The following is a 21816-nucleotide window of genomic DNA, read 5'->3' as shown; positions in this document are numbered from 1 at the left end:
GGCGAAGGGTGAAGGGGGGCGGTGGGGCGAAGGGCGGCGGGCGGGTGCCGGGCGCGGAGAGGCGACGGCGCGGCACCGGAACCTGAGCGATGCCCGGGCCGGTGCCGGGGCGGCTCAAATCGCCCCGGCACCGCACACCACGCTCACGCACCCGTGAGCAGCGACTCCCACGCGATCGCGGTGTCCGGGTGACGGCCCGCCAGTGCGGCGCCGTGCGCGCCCGCCGGGCCGTCGCCGGAAGCGGCCCACGTACCGTCGCAGCCCAGCAGCTCCGCGACCGCGTCGAGCGTCCCCGGGTGGGCGAAGAGCAGTCCGGCGCCACGGCTCCCGCCACCGGCCGCCCTCCTCCGGCCGCCGTCCGGCGCACCCGCCTCCGGCACCTCCCGCCACGGCGGCACCCACGCGTCCAGCGCCGCGAGCCGGGCCGGGAAGATTCGCCCCGCCTCCCGGATCAACAGCGGGGCCAGATCAGCGGCTCCGGCGCGCAGGGTCGTGATCAGGCTCGGCAGCCACGGCAGCAGAACCGGGTCCGGCAGCCGCCCGAACGCGTTGGACACGGCCTCCACCACCACGTCCGCCAGCCCCGGCACCGGCACCAACGCGTGTACGAAGCCGCTCAGATAGCGTGGATAGGCTGGCACCACCATGGGGTTGGCCAGCAGCTCACCGCAGCGCTCCCGCAGCTCGGCCCGCGACAGGGCACCGAGCTGCACCTGCGCCGCCCACAGCAGCGCCGTCCGCTCCGGGTCCGTGGGGCGGGACTGGGCGACGGCCAGCTCCAGCTGGGCCCGGTCGCAGCCCAGGGACAGCGCGAGGCTCTCCATGCTGAACAGGAAGCCCAGCATCGCCGCCACCTGCCCCACGGTCGCGTCCTCGTCCGTGAACGCCGTCGGCAGCAGGGTGCAGTAGTGCGCGTAACCGGCCTTGACGAACGACTCGACCCACGGCGGCAGCACCGGCTCGGCGGTCCGGTAGTACGCCAGCAGCCCCCGCACCCGGCGCAGCACCTCCGGGGCCCCGTCCACCGTGCGCTCGGCGGCGAGGACCTCCAGGGCGCGGGCACCCAGCTCATCGGCGAGCCGACGGCTGCCGAGATACAGCGTGGCGTCCTCGACGGCGGCGAGGACCACCGCCGTCGTCGCCCGCGGCCCGTACGCATCGCGACGCAGCCGCTGTTCGAGGACCTGCTCGATACTCACGCCCTCGTACCCCAGCTCGATGAGCGCCCGCTGATGGGTGCCCAGCGCCAGGTCCCACGACTCCTGGATCGACCTCTCGCCGAGCTTCCGCTCACCCATGATCGGCCGGGCCGCACCGTGCGGCATCAGCCGACGCAGCATCCACAGCACGTCCGAGCACGCCGCCAGCTCAGGGCGGGAGTTCAGGTCCAGCAGGGCACGCTGCACACCCCGCTGCTGGAGCTTCAGCTCCAGCGGAGCGAGCCGGTCGTGCACATCGCGGGCGAGCGGCGGCAGCGCGTCGTAACCGACCCGGCCGATCCGGTCGCCGCCCATCATGATCTCGACGAGCCGCCGCACATCGCGCCGGCCCGGCACCGCGTCCTTCTCGATGCAGGTGATCGCCGCGTCCTGGAAGTCGTACGGGGTGGGCTTGGCCCGGTCCCGCATTCCGGCGAGCAGGATCGACGTCTCGAACACCGCGATGGCGTCGGCGGTCGACGCCAGATAGCCGCTGCGCCGCGCGGCCCGCACGATGTCCACCGACCAGCCCAGCAGCTCGGCCTCGTCCAGCGTGTCGAGGACCGGCGGTCGCCGCAGGAACCCGGAGAGCCGGTCATCGGCCGCCTCCGGCGGGGGAGCGGCGATGGCCGGGGCGGTCTTCTTCGTCGCGCGGGGCTTCTTCGCGCCGTCCTGCCCCGCCAGCCGGTAGGGCTGCACCCGGGTCCGCTTGAGGTTCTTCGCCCACTGGGTCGCGGCGATCGACACCGACCCCGGAGCCAGCCCGAACTGCGCCTCGATCGCGGCATGGCTGGACGGGATCAGCCCGTGCTGCCAGGTAGTGGCGGACCGGGGCGAGACGGTGAACGATCCGCTGCCCGCCACGCCGAACTCCTCGACCCGGCTGGCCGCGTGGAAGGCGCCGCACACATACAGGCAGTCCTCCGGGTCCGCCCCGCCGGCTGCCAGGTGCTCGCGGATCCGGGTCCACATGTACCGCTCGCGGTCCTCGTCCACGCGGACCCGGTCCCCGTCGCCCGGAGCGAGCCGCCGGAACAGGCTGCCGACCAGGAACATCACCTGGCGGTAGGCCTCGTGATCGCTGTCGCCGAGCGGCACCTCGACGTACTGGTGCCACCACTCCGACCAGTGCCGCACCTTGCCGTGGCGCAGCAGATGCTCCTCCAGCTCGGCGAAGCGGGGCCGCAGGTCGCCGATTTCCACGCCGACCGCCTCGCCGTGCAGCGCCGCCTCGGGCTCCGGCACCCCGTCCGCCGGAGCGGGCGGCTCCTGCGGGGTGCGATCGCCGTGGCGGCTGTCCCACTGGAAGACATGGTCCGAGGACCGGTCGACGAGAACCAGCTCGACGCCCGGGGTGTCCAGGGCGTACGCGATGGCCTGGTACTCGGCGGACGCCTCGGTGATCGGGGCGACGACCGACAGCGGCGCCCACTCGGCGGGGAACCCGTCGACGTCGCTCGCGAACGCCTGGACCGCCACCGGCAGGCGGCAGTTGCGCAGCTCGTCCAGGAGCGGCGCCATGTCCTCGCACAGCTCCAGATACACGACCTTGGGCTGCTTCTCGCGCAGTCGCCGGGCCATGGCCAGGGCGGAGGCGGGCGAGTGGTGGCAGACCGGGAAGATCTCCAGCGGCTCGCGCACCGCCCGGTCGACGTCGTCGACCATGCCGAGGAGGATGCCCTCCAGGGCGCCGGGCCCGTCCGCGAAGGCGGTCGCGGCCTCGTGCAGCTGCTCGCGCAAGGCCGCGAAGGACGCCTGCCCGGGGCTGTTCGCGGACGTCGGGGCGGACCCGTCGGTGGAGGGCGCCCGGCCGGGCCCGTTCGTGGGGGACCCGGTCATGACAGCGTGGCGATCGTGTCGCGGCCGCCGTCCAGGAACTCCGGCCAGGAGCCGCCTTCCTGCTTGCTGCGCGGCTCGACGACACCGTGCAGGTACTTGTTGAAGATGGCGAGGTCCTCGGGGTCGCGCCGGGCGAGGGAGCCGACGAGCGAGGAGGCGAGGGTCCGGGCGGTCAGGGTGCGTTCGCCGAAGAAGTTGCTGTGCAGGACGGCGTCCTCCAGCACACCGATCTGCTCGGCCGTCGACAGCGAGGACTCCAGCTTCTCGTCGTCGCTGCCGGCCGCCGCTGCGGAGGCCCGCAGATCGGCGAAGCTCCGGAGCAGGACGTCGAGGAGCGTCGGCGGCACGTCCAGGTCGATCGCGTGGCGGCGCAGCAGCTCCTCGGTGCGGAAGCGGACGATCTCCGCCTCGCTCTTCCTGTTCGTCACGACCGGAATGCGTACGAAGTTGAACCGGCGCTTGAGCGCGGACGACAGGTCGTTCACACCCCGGTCGCGGCTGTTGGCGGTCGCGATGATCGAGAAGCCGGGCTTGGCGAAGACGATGTTGTCGCCCGCGTCCGTACCGTCGTTCTGCAACTCGGGGACGGAGATGTACTTCTCCGAGAGGATCGAGATCAGTGCGTCCTGGACATCGCTGGTGGAACGGGTCAGTTCCTCGAATCGGCCGATGGCGCCCGTCTCCATCGCGGTCATGATCGGCGACGGGATCATCGACTCACGCGACTGCCCCTTGGCGATGACCATGGACACGTTCCACGCGTATTTGATGTGGTCCTCGGTGGTGCCGGCCGTACCCTGCACCACCAGCGTGGAGTTGCGGGAGATCGCGGCGGACAGCAGCTCGGCCAGCCAGCTCTTGCCGGTGCCCGGGTCTCCGATCAGCAGCAGACCCCGGTCGGAGGCGAGGGTGACGATGGACCGTTCGACGAAGCTCCGGTCGCCGAACCACTTCTGTGAGATCTCCCGGTCCAGGCCGTCGGCGCGCTCGGAACCCAGGATGAACAGCCGCACCATCTTCGGGGAGAGCCGCCAGGAGAACGGCTTCGGGCTGTCGTCGATCGACTCCAGCCAGTCGAGCTCCTCGGCGTACTTGGTCTCGGCGGGGGCACGCAACACGTCGGACATCAAAAAGCCTTTCTGAACAGGCGGGAAAAGTGAGAAGAAGGGGGGCACGGCAGGGGAGCGCACGCGATGACGGGCAGCGACCACACCCCGCAGGACCCCGCAGGACTTCAGGTGAGGAATGTCTTGAGTTCGTGCACGAGCTTGTTGATGTGCCCGGAGACCACCGGCGTGCCCAGAGCCTTGAACCGCTCCCGGAACCACGGATTGACCTCCTGCCGCCCGGAGCTGGTCACCGAGCCGACGGGGATGAACTTCACCCCGGAGCGGTGAACGGCCTCGATGCCTTCGAACAGAGGCTGGGAACGGTCGAACTCGTAGAAGTCCGAGATCCACACCATGACGGTGTTCTTCGGCTCGGCGATCTTCGGGCGCGCCATCGCCATCGCGACGGGCCCGTCGTTGCCCCCGCCGAGATTCGTGCGCAGCAGCACGTCGAACGGGTCGTGCACCCACGGTGTGAGGTCGATCGAGCGGGTGTCGTAGGCGATGAGATGGACGTCCACCTTGGGCAGCCCGGCGAAGATCGAGGCCAGGATGGTGCAGTTCACCATCGAGTCGACCATCGAACCGGACTGGTCCACGACGACGATCAACCGCTGCGGTGTCGTCCGGCGCACCGCGTGCCGGTAGTAGAGGCGGTCCACATACAGCCGCTCCTCCTCCGCACTCCAGTTGGTGAGGTTCTTCCAGATCGTGCGGTCCAGGTCGAGATTGCGGAAGACCCGCTTGGGCGGCACCGAACGGTCCAGCTCGCCGACGGTGGCCTTCTCCACCTGCGTACGCAGCACCTCGGCCACCTCGTCGACGTAACGGCGGATGAGGGACTTCGCGTTGGCCAGGGCCACACCCGACAGATTGCCCTTGTCCCGCAGCAACTGCTCGATCAGCGACATGCTGGGCGTCAGCCGCGCGGCCAGCGCCGGATCGGCCAGCACCTCCCGCAACCGCATGCGCCCCACGAGATCCGCCTCGATCGCCGCCAGCTCGGGGCCGAGACCGCCGGCGTCCAGACCCGCGCCCCCTGCGCGTCCGCCGCGAAGTCCGCCCGGCGGACAGCCCAGCGCACGCTCCAGCCAGCCCGCGTCGGACTGCCAGCGCGCCAACTGCTCGGCGGTCACCGCGCTCGAACCGGTCGCGAAGACATTGAGCAGCACCTTCGACACCAGCGCGGCGCGCCGTACCTCCGCCGCCCGGTCACGGGCGCCGTCCGCATCGTCCTGTGGCGTCATCAGCCCGTCGAACTCGTCGGCCAGCTCCGGATGGCGCTGCACCACCGAGTCGAGCGATGTCCCCGGATCGAGCAGCGCCGACGGCAGGCCGATGTCCTCGACCACCCCCAGGCTCGCCGACTCCAGGGCGGGCTGCTCCTCACCGTCGAGGAGACGGGCCAGGAGCCGCCAGTACAGCACCTGACGGCGGTTCTCGTACGGGTCGGGCCCGGCAGGCGACGGGTCGGCGACGGGGCCGGGCGACTGCCCGGTGAGGTCCTCGGTCATTTCCGCAACAGCCTTCCGGCGCGCTCGCGCAGCACGGCGACGGCATCCGTGGCGGCCTTCTCCGCCCGGAGACCGGCCTTGTCGGAGGTGCCGCCCGCCCACGCCCCGGCGTGCACGGCGACGGTCTTCTTCCGCACGGTCGTCTCGACCGCGAGCGGCTGGAGGAGGAACTCCCCGGCATCCCAGCGCAGCAGACCGACGCAGGAGTGGGAGGCGGCGACCGCCTCGGGCGTCAGCGGGCCGGCGGCGGGTATCCGGTCGGTGTCCACGGCAAGGCGCTGCCCGGCGAGATCGAACGCGAGCCGCCCCTCCTCGCTGTGTGCGGCGTACCCCTCCAGCAGCACCGGCACGGCGATCCGCACGGGATGCCGGTCCAGCGGAGCGACCCGGAAGGCCGCCGCCGCCGACAGCCTCACCCGCGCCGTGGCGAAGGGATCGGCCGGCTCGCCCGCACGGGCCCGCTCGTCGTCCCAGACCAGATCCCCCTCGGCCGTCACCGGCATGTCGGCCAGCTCCATCGAGCGGCCCTCGCTCACGGCACCGAGCAACGACATCCGGGGACGCAGCAGCTGCCACAGCCCCGCCCCGACGACCGTGTCGGGCTTCGGCGCCGACACCCCGGCACGCACCAGCCGGGGCGCGCCCCCGTCCGCAGGCTCGAACACGGCATGGACCTGGGCCTGTACGGCCGTCGCATGCTCCTGCACATCGACGCCGAGCGGCAGCAGCCGCCCGGTCACCGACCCGTCGGGCCGCTCCCCTGCGGAGCCCGGGACCGTCAACAGCAGGGCACGGGACCACAGATCGGCCCAGCGGCGCACCGGAACCCGCTCCAGGGTCGCCCCCGGGCAGGACGCGGCGAGCTCGGCGGCGAACCCGTCGAGCAGCGTCGCCCGACGGCGCAGAACCGGTTCGGGCAGCATCGCGGAGACCACCGGGGCGGCCCCGGCGACCAGCTCGTGGTCGATGCCCCGCCAGCCGCTGCGCGCGAGGTCGCACAGCCACGTACGAGCCGCCGCGAGAAGGTTCGTCCCGTGCTCCGGCCCGGCGGTGGCCGGGCCGGGCTTCTCTTCGGGGGCGGGCCTGCCGACGGCCTCGTCGATGCGCAGCGTCAACGCGTCGTGCACGGAGCCGAGCAGCGCGCCGCGGGCGGCTGCCAGCGCCACGAAGTGATCCTCCCCGGCGGCCCCGGCCGCCGCCCGCTCGGCCGCCTCCGCGACCCGGACGGCCAGCGGCGTCCCCGCGACGGACTCGGCGAGCCCGGCGACCGCGGCCGCCTGTGCGGCCCCCGGCCGCAGCAGACCGGACACCAGCGCCTGGTCGAAGGTCTCGACGGCGGCGAGCGCCTCGTCGAGCCCCTCGACCGGATCGGACAGCAGATCGGCGCGCATCAGGCCACCGCCCGCGTCGGCGGGAACCACTGCATCTCGGGCAACGGCGCGGTGACCGGGGCCAGTTCGAGATAGGCGAGGTGCCGCAGGAACCGGCTGAACACCTGGGCGGCCGCCGAGGAATCACCCTTCTCGGGCCGCGTCGCGGCCATGGCGGCGGTGACGGACTGCGCGTCCGGTTCCCCGTCCGGGGGCTCCACCGCGAGATAACGGGCGACGCGCTCGGCGCCGTACTGCAGCACCGCCTCGCCGACGAGCGCCTGGATGTGCTTGCAGAACATGCCGCGCGCACCGCCGCAGGGCCGGTTGTTGTTGGTGCTGCACGCGAACGCGTACGTCCGCGCCGCCACCGACGACACGTACACCCGCCCGATGTCCGACCCGCTGGAGACGACCCCCTGCAACCGCCCGTCGGCCAGTTCGACGAATGGCACCTTGGCCAGCTTCCGCGGGCGCGCGGGCGCCATCACCCGCGCGGTACTCGACTGCTCCCAGACCGACAACGCGCCAACTCCCATACATGCCGAAGGGGACGTCCACGCCTTCGTGGCGGGACATCAACGAACCTAGTCCCGACCACTGACAACGCCGTCGATCATCCCCGGGCCGATGGTGCGGGTGAGGAGGTGCAGGGGCGCGGCGCGGATGCCCGCCGCCTTTGCCGCTTCCCAGTAGGCAAGCCCGGTGGCCGCGTCGACCGGACCGTGGACGAGCGGCACCGCGGCATCCGAGGCGTGGAGCAGGGACTCCAGCCGACAGGACGCGACGGTGTCCGCCACCATCGGCTGCGCCAGATAGCCGGCCTCCGCGGCGGCCGGCAACCCCTCGGCCACCTGCCGCTCGGCGGGCCCGGCGCTCAGCAGCCCGCCCCCGACGACCAGCACGTCCTGCGCCCGTTCCATCCGCCCGAAGGCGCGCGTGGTGTCGAAGCAGTGCGGGAACGAGTCGTCGACCACCGTCGTACCCGGGCGGAGACGCTCGACGTCCAGGAGCGTGCCGCCCCCGCTGACCGCCGCGACGATCAGACGGGCCCCGTACACGGCGTCGGGCAGCCCCCGGTCCGACTCGTACACCTCCACGACCTCGGCGAGGCGGCGTTCCAGAAGGCCGTCGGCCAGCTCCTTCAGACGCGGCCGGCTGCCCGGTACGTCACAGAGCAGCAGCCGGGCGGGCGGTTCCTGGGCCAGAGCGAGCAGCAGCTCCAGCGAGGAGGATCCGATCGAGCCGAGCCCCACGAACGCGACGGTGAGGGAGCCCAGTTGCTGCCGCGTCGCGTCGAGCGCGGCGTGCACGGTGCTGACGACGGACACGACGGTCGCCGCGTGACCGGTGGTGATGGCAGGAGCCGATCCGCCCGTCCCGACGGCCCGCAGGACATCGAAGCCGTAGCCGGTGAGCGACGGGATCATTCCGGCCAGGGACACGGCCCGCGCCCCGAGACGCGAGGCGAGGTCCACGCCGCGTGTGGTGTGCCCGAGCAGACCGTCGCCGGGGGCGAGTTCGTCCGCGAACAGGGGGACGCACACGAACCCCGAACGGCCCAGCGGAGTGCGCAGCGTCTCCAGGAGCCGCGGCCGCCCGTCGGGGAACAACAGGCTCCGCAACTCCTCGCGAGGCAAGGCCGTCTCCGGCAGTCCCGCCATCCGGGCGAGGTCGGCCGGGGAGGGCAGGTAGCCGACGAGCGCGGCGTCCACCGCCTCGGCCCGGCCGGCGCGGTCAGACGTGCCGGGCCCCTCGGGACGGCTCGTCGTGCCGGGCCCGCCGGGACCGGTGCCGGTGCCTGCGGGCCCGGCGGAGGCCACCGCGCGCGCCAGATTCTCGCGCACCGCGTCCGCGAACGCGGCCAGCGCCCGAGGGGTGAACGCCGTGGCCGACGCGCGGACGGTGATCCGCAGCCGCCCGCCCTCCGGTCCGGCCGCCAGGAACACATCCGTACCGGCCGGAGGCGGTGTGTACACGCTGTTGCCGTCCTCCCGGGCGACCGTCAGCGTCTGTCCGCTCTCCGGGCCCAGGGCGGAGAAGTCCAGATAGGTGAAGAAGAACTGCGAGGCCAGGGGCAGCCCGTTGGGAAGCGAGGGCACAGCGCCCTCGTACATCCGCGCTTCGGCGGCCTCCTCGGCGAGGCGCCGCAGATCGCCCTCGAACCCCGTGCCGTCCCCCCGCCCCGATGCGGGACCCGCGGGCCGGAGCGGAACCGCCGTGACGAACGGGCCGAACACCCGGTGCACGTCGGGCAGGGCGTCGTCCCGGCCGCTCACCGCGAGACCGAGCACCAGATCCGCCCGGCCGGTGGTGGCTGCGAGCGCCCGGTAGTAGGCGGTGAGCACGGGGGCGTAGAGGGTGGTTCCCATGCGCACGGCGAGACTGCGCAACGCCTCCACCTGGCCGGCGTCGACCGTGAACCCGTGCGTGTGGAAGAGCGGATTCGCCGCGGTGTCGGACCGAGAACCGGTGTCCGACCGAGAACCGGTGTCGGACCGAGTGCCGGTGTCGGACCGACCGCCGGTGTCCGACGGACCGCCGTTGTCGGTACCGGCGGAGAGCACGGGAGGCCGGTAGGGGGCGCTCAGCCGGGCCCACCGGTCGGCACGGGGCGGGGCCCCGGGATCCGTCGTGGTGGCATCCGCGCGTTCCGCGAGGCGGACGGCGTGGTCGCGGAAGGCACTGCGCAGGGGCGCCTGAGCGGGCACCTCGCCCCGGGCCAGGGCGTCGTACACGGTGATCAGCTCCCGCACCAGGAGCGCGGCGCTGTAACCGTCGCCGATGATGTGGTGGGCGTGTGCCACCAGGATGTGCTCGTCGGGAGCGAGGGTGAGCACCCGCAGACGCAGCAGGGGCCAGGCCCAGAGTTCGAAACGGCGCGCCCGCTCGGCGGTGACGCGCTCCTCCACCTGCCCCGGGTCGGTGAGGGTCTCGAAGTCGACCGGAAGACGCAGCGAGGACGGCAGTTCCTGCTGGACGGCCGGGCGCGCCCCGGCGGGGAAGACCGTGCGCAGCATCGGGTGGCGCCCGACGAGCGTGTCCACCGCGCTCTGGAAGCGGGCCGTGTCGAGGCGGCCGTGCAGGCGGAACCGGGTGAGCCAGGACGACGTCGTGCCCGGCGCGATCGCTTCGGCCAGCAGGAAGCCCCGTTGGGCGGGGGTGAGAGGGAAGGGAGCGGGCACCCCGGTGACGGCGGCCGTATCGACGGCGGCCGTGTCGACGGCGGAGGTAGCGACGGCGGCGGTGCCGACGACTTCGTCCGCCGCCGCGTCCACGGCGCAGGCGAGGGCCGCGAGCGTGCGGTTGCGGTAGATGACGGTAGGCCGGGGGAGTGGTGATCCGCCCTGCTGCTCCAGCCGGGCGAACACCTCCAGCACGAGCAGGGAGTCACCGCCCAGGGCGAAGAAGTCGTCCTCGCGGCAGACCTCGTCCGCCCGGAGCAGCGCGGACCAGATGGCGGCGAGCCGGATCTCGGTCGGCGTCCGGGGCGCGGTGCGGGCCGCCGCCGTACGGGAGGGCGAACGAGGAGGCGCTTGCCCGGGAGTCGCCAGCGCACGGCGATCGATCTTGCCCGTGCCCGTGAGAGGCATCGTGTCGACGCGGGTGATCCGGGACGGAATCATGTACGCGGGCAGCGACTCTGTGAGATGGCGCCGCAGTTCCACGGCGTCCGCCTCGGCCGACCCGTCTGCTCCGGGCCCGGGGGTCACGAAGGCGGCGAGGCGTCCGTCCTCGGCGAGCACGACGGCGTGGGTGACGTCGGGATGCGTCTGGAGCACGGCTTCGATCTCGCCCGGCTCGACCCGGTTGCCCCGGATCTTCACCTGGTCGTCCAGCCGCCCGAGGTACTCCAGGGTGCCGTCCTGCGAACGCCGCACGCGGTCGCCGCTGCGGTACCAGCGCCGCCCGCGCCGAAGGGTGAACGCGGCCTCGGTCAGGGCGGGCTCCCCGAGGTATCCCGGGGTGAGACCGATTCCGGCGATGAGGAGTTCGCCCGCCTCACCGGACCGCAGCGCCTCCCCGTCGGGACCGACGACCTCCACCTCCGTACCCGACACCGGGCGGCCGATGGGCAGTCGCCGCACCTGGTCGCCGGGCCGGTCGCGGATGATGTGGCAGCTCGTGTTGATGGTGGCCTCGGTGGGGCCGTACAGGTTCGCGATGCGCTGACCGCCGCCGAAGAGGTCGAACCAGCGGCGTACGTGCGCGGGGGAGAGGGCCTCGCCGCCGACATGGACCCACCGCAGTGCGGAAAGGTCCGGTAGCGGCGCACCGCTTCGTACGCGTGCCTCGGAGGCGCTGAGGAGCTGTTCCCAGAGTGTGGGGACGGAGCTCCAGACGGTGATTCGGCGGCGTTCGACGTGGGTCAGCAGCCGGTCGGGATCGCGCAACAGGTCCCAGTCGACGGTGACCACGGTGGCGCCGACGAGCAGCGGGGCGAGGAGCTGGCGGACGGAGGCGTCGAAGCAGGGCGACGCGGTCTGGGCGAGCCGGTCGTGCTCGTCGTAGCCGAAGGTTTCGATGGCCCAGTCGAGGTAGTTCTCCAAGGACCGGTGGGTGATGGGCACGGCCTTGGGCCGTCCGGTGGACCCGGAGGTGAAGATCACGTACGCGATGCCGTCGGCGTCGGTGACGGTGTCGGCATCGGCATCGGCGTCGGCCAAGGGGCCAGGCGTGGGTGCCCCGCTCCCGTAGCGCACGGGATCCTGCGGGAGCGGCGACGCCGGTACGTCGACGGGCACCAGGGTCACGTCGCCGAGCGCCTCCCCCACCGCGCGGGTCGCGGCGTGACAGAGCACCGCACGGGCCCCCGAGCGTGTGAGCTGGTCCACCAGGCGCGCGGTCGGGTGCCCCGGGTCCAACGGAACCCAGCCCGCCCCGGCACGCAGGGCCGCGACGACGGCGACGACGGTGTCGGCGCCGGGCTCGGTGAGGAGCCCGACGAGGCCGCCCGGGGTGACGCCCCGGGCGAGGAGAGAGGCCGAGAGAGTCTGCGAGGCACGGTCGAGTTCGCCGTACGTCAGGGTGGCGGCGCCGGTGTCGACGGCGACCGCGTCCGGGGTGGCCCGGAACCGCTCGACCAGTCGGCGTACGAGCGTGGCGGGCCCGGACCCGGAGGCCGGGAGGGCCGTGGCGGCCGGTGCGGCGGCCGCCGCGGCCAACGCGTCGTGGAATTCACGGTCCAGGCGGGCCACCGTCTCCGGGGCGAAGAGCCGGACGGGGAAGTTCCACGAGAAGCGCAGGACCTCCCCGTCCTGCCAGCACAGCAGGCTCAGCCGGGTCGCGGCGGTGGCGGTGCCGGCGGCGGTCGGCCGCACGCTCACCGGACACCGCTCGTCGACGGCGGCCGGGAAGCGCGAGAAGCTGAAGCCGGCCGGACCGGCCGTCCGGGGCCCGGACCCGACCGGGTCCGACGGCAGCAGCCGTGCCAGGTCCAGGCCGGTGACCCCGGCGTGCTGCTCGCTCTCCAGCCAGATCCCCGCCAGCCGTCCGGCCAGGGTCCCGACCGGCTCGTCCGGGTCTGTCGAACACAGCAGGGGGAGGGTGTCGGCCAGCGGCCCCACGAGCCGGTCCAGACCTGCCAGCCGGTCGTCCCGCCGGGCGCGGGCGACGTTCACCGCGATCTCGCGCTGCCCGCTCCACCGGGCCAGACAGCACACGTGCACGGCGAGCAGCAGATGGAACAGGCTAACCCCCAGGCCCGCTGCCCGCTTCTCCAACGCGGCGGTCAGCGACAGGTCGATACCGCTCTGATGCGTGGTCAGGGGAGCCGAGGGAAGGGCCGACGGATCACCGTCGTACGGCAGCCGCAACGGCTCGCCGCGGGAGGCGAGCCGGTCCGCCCAGTACCGCCGGTCGGCGGCGAGATCGCGCACGCCGTCCGTGGAGGACCGCTGTTCGGCGGCAGCGGTCGCGTACCGCGCGAAGTCGGTGCCGAGCGCGGGCAGCGTCGGTGTCTCCCCATGGGCGAAAGCGGTGTAGAGGGACCAGAGTTCCCCGGCGAGGACGTTGAGGCTGTATCCGTCACCGGCCGCATGGTGGATCACCAGCACCAGATGCGAGAACTCGGGGCTCTCCCGAGCGAGGACCGCGCGCACGGGAGGCTCGGCGGCGAGATCGAACGGCCGGTTGCACAGGGCCGTTTCGAGCTCCTCGATACGACCGGGCAGCTCGCGGACCTCGTACCAGGTGGAGAGATCGGCGGGCGGTGCGACGTACTGGACGGGTGACGCGGAACCGGTCCCGCCCTCGGTGCCGGCGGAGTCGTCGATGCGGATCCGCAGCATGGTGTGCCGGTCGGCGAGCGCGGCGAGCGCCCGGCCCAGGAGCCGGGTGTCCAGGGGGCCGCGCACGGTCTGGCGGAGGTAACCGTGGGCCGGGACATCCGGGTGGAGCCGGCTGCTGGTGTGCAGGGCCAGTTGGACGGGGGTGAGCGGGAAGGGGGACCCGTCCGGGACGGGGTCCGGCGTACCGGGGAGGGCGAGGGCGACGACGGCAGGCGCGCTGTCGAGGTGCGTGGCCAGTTCGGCGACGGTCCGGTACTCGAAGAAGAGGGTGGCGGGCAGAGACCTGCCGAGTTCCCGTTCGAGCTGCCTGACGAGGTCGACGGCGGCGAGTGAGTCGAGGCCGAGAGCGAGGAACGGCTCGTCGTCCGGAACGTCGCTGGTGGGCAGCCGCAGCGCCGAGGCGAGCAGCCGCCGAAGCAAGGCGGCGGTGCCGGAGCCGGTGCCGGTTCCCCCGGATACCGCCGTTCCCGTTCCGGTGGCTTCCGCTGCCGTGGCCGGGGCTTCCGGGGACCGCGGTGCCACGGGCGGCGAAGGCCGTGCCGGATCGGCGAGCAGCAACTGCGCCGCGTCGACACCGCACGCCGTGCGGAGCGCCGCCAGCGCCGGAGCGAGAGCAACGGGCCGCCCTCCGGTGTTCCGTACGGTGGCCGAGCCCGCTTCCGCCCCGGTGCCGAGAGCCGCCGCCATGCCCGTCCCCGCCAGGGCGGCGAGGTTCACGGACTGCCAGGGCCTGCCAGCCTGGCGTTCCGACGCGGCGAACGCGTCGAGGAAGGCGTTGGCACCGGCGTAGTCACCCAGCGCGCCCGCCAGCCCGGGCAGCACGGCACTCACGGAGGAGAAGGCGACGCGGACCGCCGGGTCGAGCCCGTGCCGGTGCAGGGCCAGGGAGAGCAGCAGGGTGCCCCGCGCCTTGGCGGCCAGGGCGTCCGCCGTCTCCTCCGGGCGCCTGTTCCGCAGGGTGCCGGGCCGCACGACACCCGCGGCGTGGAAGAGGGCGTCGAGGCGGGGCAGTCCGGCGAGGAGCGCGTCGACCTCCCGCTCCACCGAGACATCGGCCACCCGGTAGTGGACGGTGGCGCCGAGCGCACGGAGCTCGTCGGCCAGGTCCGCGGGAAGCCCGGGGGAGCGTCCGGTGAGGACGAGGGTGGGCCGGCCCCGGCCCGCGAGGTCCCGGGCGAGTGCGGCGCCGATTCCGCCACCGCCCCCGGTGATGAGGAAGGTGCCGTCGGGCGGCAGCGGTGACCGCCCCGTCCCGGGGCCGCCCGTGGGCGTCGGCAGGGGGACGAAACGGCGGGTGAGCCGGCGTCCCGCGCGCCAGGCGACGATGGCCGCGCCGCCCGGGGTACCACCCGACTCCAGCTCGGCCAGCACGGCCGTCAGACGCTGGGACGGGGTGTCCGACGAGCAGAGGTCGAGGGCGGTGGCCGCAGCACGCGGAGTCTCCTGCGGCAGCGCCAGCAGGAGTCCGCCGAGGACGGCATGGGCGGGCCGCGGCCTTTCCCGTACGGTGCCCGTGGCATACACGTCCTCGGTCACCACCAGGAGCCGGTCCGCGTGCGTCTCGTCGAACCGCACGAGGGCCTCGCCGAAGGCGGCCGACGCGGCAGCGAGAGCCCCGTCGAGCGCATCGCCGGTGTCCTGGGCGGGAGCAGGCCCGGCCACCAGGACCACGGCATCCGGCCGCCCGGCGTCGCCCGCTCCGTACCGACGCACCCCCGCGGCGGCGAGCTGTGAGGCGAGCCGGTCGACCGACGCGGGGTCGGGTCCGGTCAGCAGCACCGAACACACGGACCCCGCCACCCCCGCCCCCTCTCCGGGCAGGGCGTCGTCCTCCCACAGGACCCGGTGCAGCAGAGGACGGGGCGCGGATGGACCGGCCCAGTAACGGCGGCGCTGGAAGGGGTAGGTGGGCAGCGGGACCCGGCGGTGGCCCGCGTCGAGCGCGGTCCGGTCCAGCGGCATGCCGAGCGACCACAGCCGGCCGACGGTCTCCAGCAGCTCTCCGCGCCCGCCGCGCCCGTCAGCGGGCGGCGAGGCGTCGTTCGTCGGCTCGGCGGCACGCCCGGGCAGGGCGCACATCACCGAGACGCCACCACCGGACTCACCCGGCGCGCACGACTCGGCCGCCGCGCGGACCGCACCCGACAGCGTCGCCCCGTGGCCGATCTCCACGAAGGTGTCGTACCCCTCCCGGGCCAGGCGTTCCACGGCCGCCCCGAACAGCACCGGGCGCTCGGCGTGGTCGCGCAGGTACTCCGGGCCGAGGACCGGCTGCCAGGCACCGGTGACCGTGCTCATGAGCGGCACGGACGGGACCCGCGGCGTCAGCGCACGGGCCGCGTCGGCGAGCCGGCCGGCCACCGGACGCATCAGCGGTGAGTGGAAGGCCCGCGAGACCCGCAGGCGGCGTGTGGGGACGCCCTGGGCTTCGAGAGCGAGAGCGGCGTGCTCCACGGCGGCGACGGTCCCGGACAGGACCTGGAGTCCGGGCCCGTTGTACGCGGCCACAAAGAGGCTCCCGCCCGACTCCGCCACCGCCGCAGCGACGGCCTCCTCACCCCCGCGAACGGCGAGCATGGCACCGGGATCGGTGAACGCACCCATGAGGCGACCCCGTTCGGCCGCGAATCGCACCCCCTCCCGGAGCGTCAGCACCCCGCTGACACAGGCGGCGGTGATCTCTCCGACGCTGTGCCCGGCGACCGCTTCGGGCTCCACACCCCAGCTGCGCAGCTGGCGGGCGAGCGCCACCCCGGAGGCGACGAGGAGCGGTTGCGCCACCTCGGTCACGGCCTGCGCGGCCGGATCCACCTCCGGGTCCAGCCCCCAGTCCCGCAGGGGCCGCCCGCAGACAGCGCCGAGGAGAGCGGACGCCTCGTCGAACGTGTCCCGGAACACCGGAGCCGTGCGGTACAGCGTCCGGTCCTGGCCGGGGGATTGCGCACCCTGCCCGGGAAACAGGAAGGCCACGCGCGGCCGGGAACGGACGACATGCGCCCCGGGCACGCCGGATCCACGGGATCCACCGGACGCGGTACGCCCGCCTGCTCCGTCTGCCCCGCCTGTCCCGGCGGCGATGGCAGTGAGCCGTTCCCGCAGATCACCGTCGGCGACGACGGCGAGCCGGTGGGGCCCCTCGTCCCGGGACGTACTCGCGGTCCGGCAGACATCGCCCTCGCCCAGTTCCGGACGGCTTTCCAGATGCGCGGCGAGGCGGCCCACCGCGTCCCGGAGCGCACCCGCACTCCGCGCCGACAGCGTCAGCAGGTGCGGTCCCTCGACGCCGGCCTCCCGGACGGCACCCGACGGCGAGGCCGAGACGGCCCCCGGGGGCAGGGGCGGGGCTTCCTCCAGTACGGCATGGGCGTTGGTGCCGCCGAAACCGAACGCGTTGATGCCCGCGACGAGGGGCCCGGCGGACGTCCAGTCCCGGGCTTCGGTGACCACCGAGAAGCCTGCTGGGGCGAGCCCCGGCGCGGGCGGGGTGTGGTGCAGGGAGGGCGGCAGCCGACGGTGGATCAGCGCCAGCACGACCTTCACCAGAGCGGGCATCGCGGCGGCGTTCAGCAGATGCCCGATGTTCGTCTTCACCGAGCCGAGCAACCGCGGCTCGCCGTCGGGCCGTACGGGAAACGCGTGGGCCAGCGACCGCAGCTCGATCGGGTCACCCACGGCCGTGCCCGTCCCGTGGGCCTCGACGTAGGTCACCGACGCGGGATCTACACCTGCCGCCTCGTACGCCCGGGTGATGACCTCGCGCTGCCGCAGCGGATTGGGTGCCATGAGGCTCATCGAGCGGCCGTCGTTGTTGACGGCCGTGCCCCGGACCACCGCGAGCACCTCGTCGTCCGCGAGCCGGGCCGCGTCGAGACGGGTCAGGACGATCACCGCGCCGCCCTCACCGGGGACGAAGCCGTCGGCATCGGCGCCGAAAGCGCGGCTGCGCCCGGTGGGGGACAGGGCCTGGGCCTCTTCCAGGAGCCGGTGCGGGGTCGAGGTCAGGTGGAGGTTGACCCCGCCGACGACGGCGAGGTCGCACTCGCCGTCCAGCAGGCTGCGCCGGGCCAGATGCAGGGCCACCAGACCCGACGAGCAGGCGGTGTCCACGGCGAGTGCGGGCCCGTCGAGGTCGAGGCTCTGGGAGACCCGCGCGGCGATGAGGGCGGGCAGGTTTCCGGTGAGTGAGGCCGGCAGGGGAGAGCCGTCGGCCGAAGCCCGGTCCAGCACTTCGCGGTAGCCGCTGTCGCCCGCCGCCGCGAACACGCCGATCCGTCGGCCACGCCGACGGGGCCCCGCGTATCCGGCGCGTTCGAGTGCCTCGTGCGCCAGTTCGAGGAAGAGTCGCGCCTGCGGGTCGAGCGCGCGGGCCTCGTCCTCGCCGACACCGAAGTGGTCGGCGTCGAAGGCGGCCGGGTCCTCCAGGAGCGCTGCCCAACGCTTCCGGGGAACGGCCCGGGCGTCGTGGACGTCGTCGTCCCAACGCCCGTACGCTACGGGGGCGACGGCGTCGTACCCGTCGATGAGCAGGTCCCAGAAGCCCTCGGGGGTCTCGGCGCCGGGGAACCGGCACGCCATCCCGATGACGGCGGCGACGGCTTTCCCGTCCTGCCCGTCCTTCCCGTCCTTCCCGGCTTCTCCGGTCGTCCCGGTGCCGGCGTCGGTGGCGGTGGCGGACGACGGCGGACCGGGCGCCACCGTCAGAAGGTGACCGGCGAGGGCGGCCACCGTGCCGTGGTCGCGGATGACCGCCGGTGGCAGCGTCACCCCGAAGGCGTCCTCCAGCGCCACCAGGACCTCCATCGCCTTGAGCGACGTCCCCCCGAGGCTCCCGAACGGCTCGTGCGCACCGATCGACTCGGCGGGCCGCGCCAACACCCGGGCCCACACCTCCCGGACGGCCTCGACGGTCCGAGCCCGCGCCCGGGGCGCTTCGGCCCGGGGCACGTCCGCGCGGGGAGCCGAGGACGGAGCACCGTTGCCGCCCGCCGGCCGCACACCCTCCGACCGCGCGGCAGCCCCGAACGCACCCGCCTCGAAACGCTCCCGCAACCGCCGGCGCTGCAGCTTGCCACTCGTCGTACGGGGGAACGCCCCCGGCGGCAGGGCCAGCACCCGCACATCGTCATGGAACAACGCCTCGCGCACCCGGGCCGCGACGCGTTCGAGCACCTCCGCGGCCTCGCGCGGGGGCCGCGCCCAGGGGACGAACACGACGACGCGCTCCGCACCGGTGACCGGGTCGGTCGAACCGACCACCGCCGGGGCGCCGGGCGGCAGCCCGGGTGTCGCCGCCGCCACCTCTTCCAGATCCGTGGCGTGGAAGGTGCGGCCGTTGAGGAACAGCACGTCCTTGTGCCGGCCCGTGACGCACAGTCGGCCCTCCCGCAGGAACCCGAGATCACCGGTGCGCAGCCACCCCTCGGTGAACGTCTCCGCGCTGACGCGGGGAAGGCCGTGGTAGCCACGGGCCAGTTGGGGACCGCGGACCATGATGTGCCCGACCCGCCGGTCCCCGAGTATTTCGCCCCCGTCATCGACGATGCGCACGGCGCAGCCGGCCACCGGCCGCCCGACGTCCATCAACTCGACCGCTCCCACGCCCGGTTCGGCGTCCACCGCCACACCACCGCTCAGCGACGCCCGGTCCAGGACCAGCGGCTCGGCCACGTCCCCCGCCGGCGGGAAGGTCACCGCGAGCGTCGCCTCGGCCAGGCCGTAGACGGGCTGGGCCGCCGCCGGATCCAGCCCCGCGGGCCGCGTCTTGGCCGCGAAGGAACGCCACACCGCGGGCGCGATCGGCTCCGCCCCCACCAGCAGCAGCCGTACGGGCGAGAGGTCCAGCCGGGCCAGAACATCGTCGGGAACGCGGCGCACGGCCAGCGCCAGGGCGAAGTTGGCCGCGGACAGCACCGTCGCCCGGTGCCGGGCCGCCACCTCGAACCACAGACGGGGCCGCTTGGCGAAGGCCAGCGGGCCGATCTTGACCTGCCGGGCCCGGGCGGCCAGCGGAGCGAGATGTGTACCGATGAGCCCCATGTCGTGGAAGTACGGCATCCAGCTGACCACCACGTCGTCGGCGCTCAGTGCCGAGGCGGCCCGTATCTGCTCCAGATTGGCCAGCACCGCGCGGTGCGTCACCTCCACACCCTTGGGCGCACCGGTGCTGCCCGAGGAGAACTGCAGGAACGCCACGTCGTCGGGCCCGCCCGGTGAGGGTTCGCGCAGCGCCTGTCCCTCGCGCAGGGCATCGAGGGGCAGGGCGCGTGCACCGTCGGGCAGCTCATCGACGAGTGGTCCGGCCGAGGCGTCCACAGCGAGGGGCGGCCGCCCCAGGTGTTCCCACACCGGCAGGACCCGCCGGGCATCGGGGGCCAGCGGAACGGGAACGAGACCGGCCGCCATCGCGCCCCAGAACATCGGCTGGAAGTCCTCGCTGCGATCGGCGAGCAACGGCACACAGGTCCCGGGCGCGACCCCCGCATCCCGGAAGCCCCCGGCCACCCGCAGCGAGTCGTCCAGAAGCTCGCGCAGGGTGACCGTCAGCTCGCTTCCGTCGCCACGGACATGCACGACGATCTGCCCGGGGGCTTCGCGGGCCGCGTCCAGCAGTACATCCAGCAGCGTCATGTGGTGCTCCACCGGTCGATCAGTCCGTTCTGCGCGCGTTACCCGAAGTTCCCGGATGTTCTCCGAAGAATGATCTTAAAAACGCGCGGGACGGGGGGAATCAACCGCCGGGAGGAGACCGCGTGCACCCTGGGACTGACACGGCGCAGGAGTGCGGGCCCGGGGTCCGGGCCGGCACTCCCGCCGCCCCGCGGTCAGGGGGAGCGGCCTGCCCGGCCGGTCAAGGACCGGCCGGGCAGGCCGGCACATCGGTGCGCGCTCGACTACGCGCCCTTCGGCGCCGCCTGCTGCACGACCTCGAAGGACCACACCGTGGACCCGCTCGCGGCGGGCTTGGGGCGCTCGCCGCCGGAGGCGTCGCCGCCCTGGTGGGCCGCCTTCATCGGGCCCTCCATCCACGCCTGGAAGGAGGCCTCGTCACGCCAGCGCGTGTAGACGAGGTAGTTGTCCGTGCCCTCGACGGGCCGGAGCAGCTCGAACCATTCGAAGCCGTCGGAGCTCTCCACGGCGTGTGCGCGGGACGCGAAGCGCTTCTCCAGCGTCTCGCGCTGTTCCTGGGGGACGGTCAGCACATTGATCTTGACTACGCTCATGGCACCATCCTGCCGTACCGGGTCCGGACCCCGTCGCTTCAGGGGGAGGGGAGCGTCCGCGCCGGTCCCCGGTCCTCACTCCCGCAGGCCGAGGGAAATTCCACCGTGACGCGCAGTCCGCCGCCGGCGCGCGGGGCGAGGACGAGCGTCCCGTCGTGTGCGCGCGTGATGGTCTCGACGATGGCCAGCCCGAGGCCGACCCCCGCGTGGTGGGTCCGCAGCCGCTCGGCGCCCCGCCGGAAGGGTTCGGTGAGCGTCGGGACGAGCTCGGGGGAAAGGGGGGCACCGGCGTTCTCGACCACCAGCATGACGGTCTCGGCACGGACGCCGGTCGAGACCTGGACGGTGCCCCCTTCCGGCAGGTTGTGGACGATGGCGTTGTGCACGAGGTTGGCGGTCAGCTGGAGCAGCAGCGTCGGCGATCCGGTCGTGGCGGCGATGTCGCCCCGCGTCTCCAGGGTGACGCCGCGTTCCTCCGCGAGAGGGAGGAGACTCTCGGCGGCCTCTTCGGCGACCAGGGACAGATCGACGCGTTCCTGGGTGAAGGAACGCCGGTCCGCCCGGCTGAGGAGGAGCAGTGCCTCGGTGAGGTCGATCGCCCGGCTGTTGACCGTATGGAGCCGGTCGATGATCTCGCCGAGGTCGCGGTCCGGATCGGCACGGGCCACCTCCAGCAGCGCCCGGGAGACGGCCAGCGGCGTGCGCAGCTCGTGGGAGGCGTTGGCCGCGAAGCGCTTCTGCTCGGCGACATGCGCCTCCAGTCGGGCGAGCATGGTGTCGAAAGCGTCGGCGAGTTCACGGAACTCGTCCTTGCGGCCGGGCAGCCGGATCCGGTGGGAGAGCGATCCCTGCGTGGCAGTGCGGGTGGCCTCCGTGATGCGGGTCAGCGGGGCGAGCATCCGGCCGGCCAGGAACCATCCGCCCACGAGCCCGAAGACGAGAAGGATCGCCAGGACGGTGCCCGCCGCCGGGGCGAAGGTGTACGCGAGGAGCTGGCGGTTGGGGTTCTCGTGCAGCATGCGCTGGTCCCAGTCATCGGGAACGTACTGCAGGAGGTACACCCACACCGCCGCGAGCAGCAGGATCCCCGCGACCATGAGGAACCCGGCGTAGCTCAGGGTGAGTTTGAGGCGGACGCTCAACCCGGGCCGCCTGACCACGGCCTCCTCCGGTGCGCCCACCGCCCCCTCGGCCCCGGCCCCGGTCGGCTCGCCCCTAGGGGTCGTCTTCAAAGGGGATCGGGTGGTGAGAGATGATCCTGGTCATGGTGCGTCG

The 21816-nt window shown here is 73.5% G+C and carries 8 protein-coding genes; all 8 read right to left on the bottom strand.

Features of this window, described 5'->3' with window-relative positions:
* Positions 1-143: 143 nt before the first annotated feature.
* Complete coding sequence (locus IE145_RS26650; RefSeq protein ID WP_229825835.1) at positions 144-3038, bottom strand: DUF5682 family protein; 2895 nt, start codon at positions 3036-3038, stop codon at positions 144-146.
* Positions 3035-4165 (bottom strand): ATP-binding protein, encoded by a 1131-nt coding sequence (locus tag IE145_RS26645; protein WP_189528002.1) that lies wholly within the window; start codon positions 4163-4165, stop codon positions 3035-3037. Before IE145_RS26645 ends, IE145_RS26650 begins: the two co-directional genes overlap by 4 nt.
* 107 nt (positions 4166-4272) lie before the next feature.
* Entirely contained in the window at positions 4273-5661 is a 1389-nt protein-coding gene (locus IE145_RS26640; RefSeq protein ID WP_189528001.1) for a VWA domain-containing protein, read from the bottom strand.
* Positions 5658-7082, bottom strand: coding sequence for a hypothetical protein (locus IE145_RS26635; protein WP_189528000.1), 1425 nt, complete (start codon positions 7080-7082; stop codon positions 5658-5660). The genes IE145_RS26640 and IE145_RS26635 overlap by 4 nt, the downstream gene beginning before the upstream one ends.
* Positions 7052-7570, bottom strand: a complete 519-nt coding sequence (locus IE145_RS26630) for a hypothetical protein (protein ID WP_189527999.1) — start codon at positions 7568-7570, stop codon at positions 7052-7054. The genes IE145_RS26635 and IE145_RS26630 overlap by 31 nt, the downstream gene beginning before the upstream one ends.
* A gap of 48 nt (positions 7571-7618) precedes the next feature.
* On the bottom strand, positions 7619-19960 hold the full coding sequence (locus IE145_RS26625; protein WP_189527998.1) for a non-ribosomal peptide synthetase/type I polyketide synthase: 12342 nt from the start codon (positions 19958-19960) through the stop codon (positions 7619-7621).
* A gap of 251 nt (positions 19961-20211) precedes the next feature.
* A complete protein-coding gene (locus IE145_RS26620; protein ID WP_088573344.1) occupies positions 20212-20541 on the bottom strand; it encodes an antibiotic biosynthesis monooxygenase family protein in 330 nt (109 codons plus the stop codon).
* 38 nt (positions 20542-20579) lie between these two features.
* Positions 20580-21701 carry a sensor histidine kinase gene (locus tag IE145_RS26615; RefSeq protein ID WP_189528058.1) on the bottom strand — a complete coding sequence of 374 codons (1122 nt, stop codon included), beginning with the start codon at positions 21699-21701 and terminating at the stop codon, positions 20580-20582.
* Positions 21702-21816 lie beyond the last annotated feature (115 nt).

This window comes from Streptomyces sindenensis (assembly GCF_014649035.1).
GTDB classification, from domain to species: Bacteria; Actinomycetota; Actinomycetes; order Streptomycetales; family Streptomycetaceae; genus Streptomyces; species Streptomyces sindenensis.
Note: the sequence above shows the minus strand (reverse complement) of the source record. Positions and strands in the feature narration are given on the sequence as shown.

Excerpts from the sequence above, each read along its gene's own strand:
- IE145_RS26650 (WP_229825835.1), bottom strand. The coding sequence starts at position 3,038 with ATGACCGGGTCCCCCACGAACGGGCCCGGCCGGGCGCCCTCCACCGAC.
- IE145_RS26645 (WP_189528002.1), bottom strand. The coding sequence starts at position 4,165 with ATGTCCGACGTGTTGCGTGCCCCCGCCGAGACCAAGTACGCCGAGGAG.
- IE145_RS26640 (WP_189528001.1), bottom strand. The coding sequence starts at position 5,661 with ATGACCGAGGACCTCACCGGGCAGTCGCCCGGCCCCGTCGCCGACCCG.
- IE145_RS26630 (WP_189527999.1), bottom strand. The coding sequence starts at position 7,570 with ATGGGAGTTGGCGCGTTGTCGGTCTGGGAGCAGTCGAGTACCGCGCGG.
- IE145_RS26620 (WP_088573344.1), bottom strand. The coding sequence starts at position 20,541 with ATGAGCGTAGTCAAGATCAATGTGCTGACCGTCCCCCAGGAACAGCGC.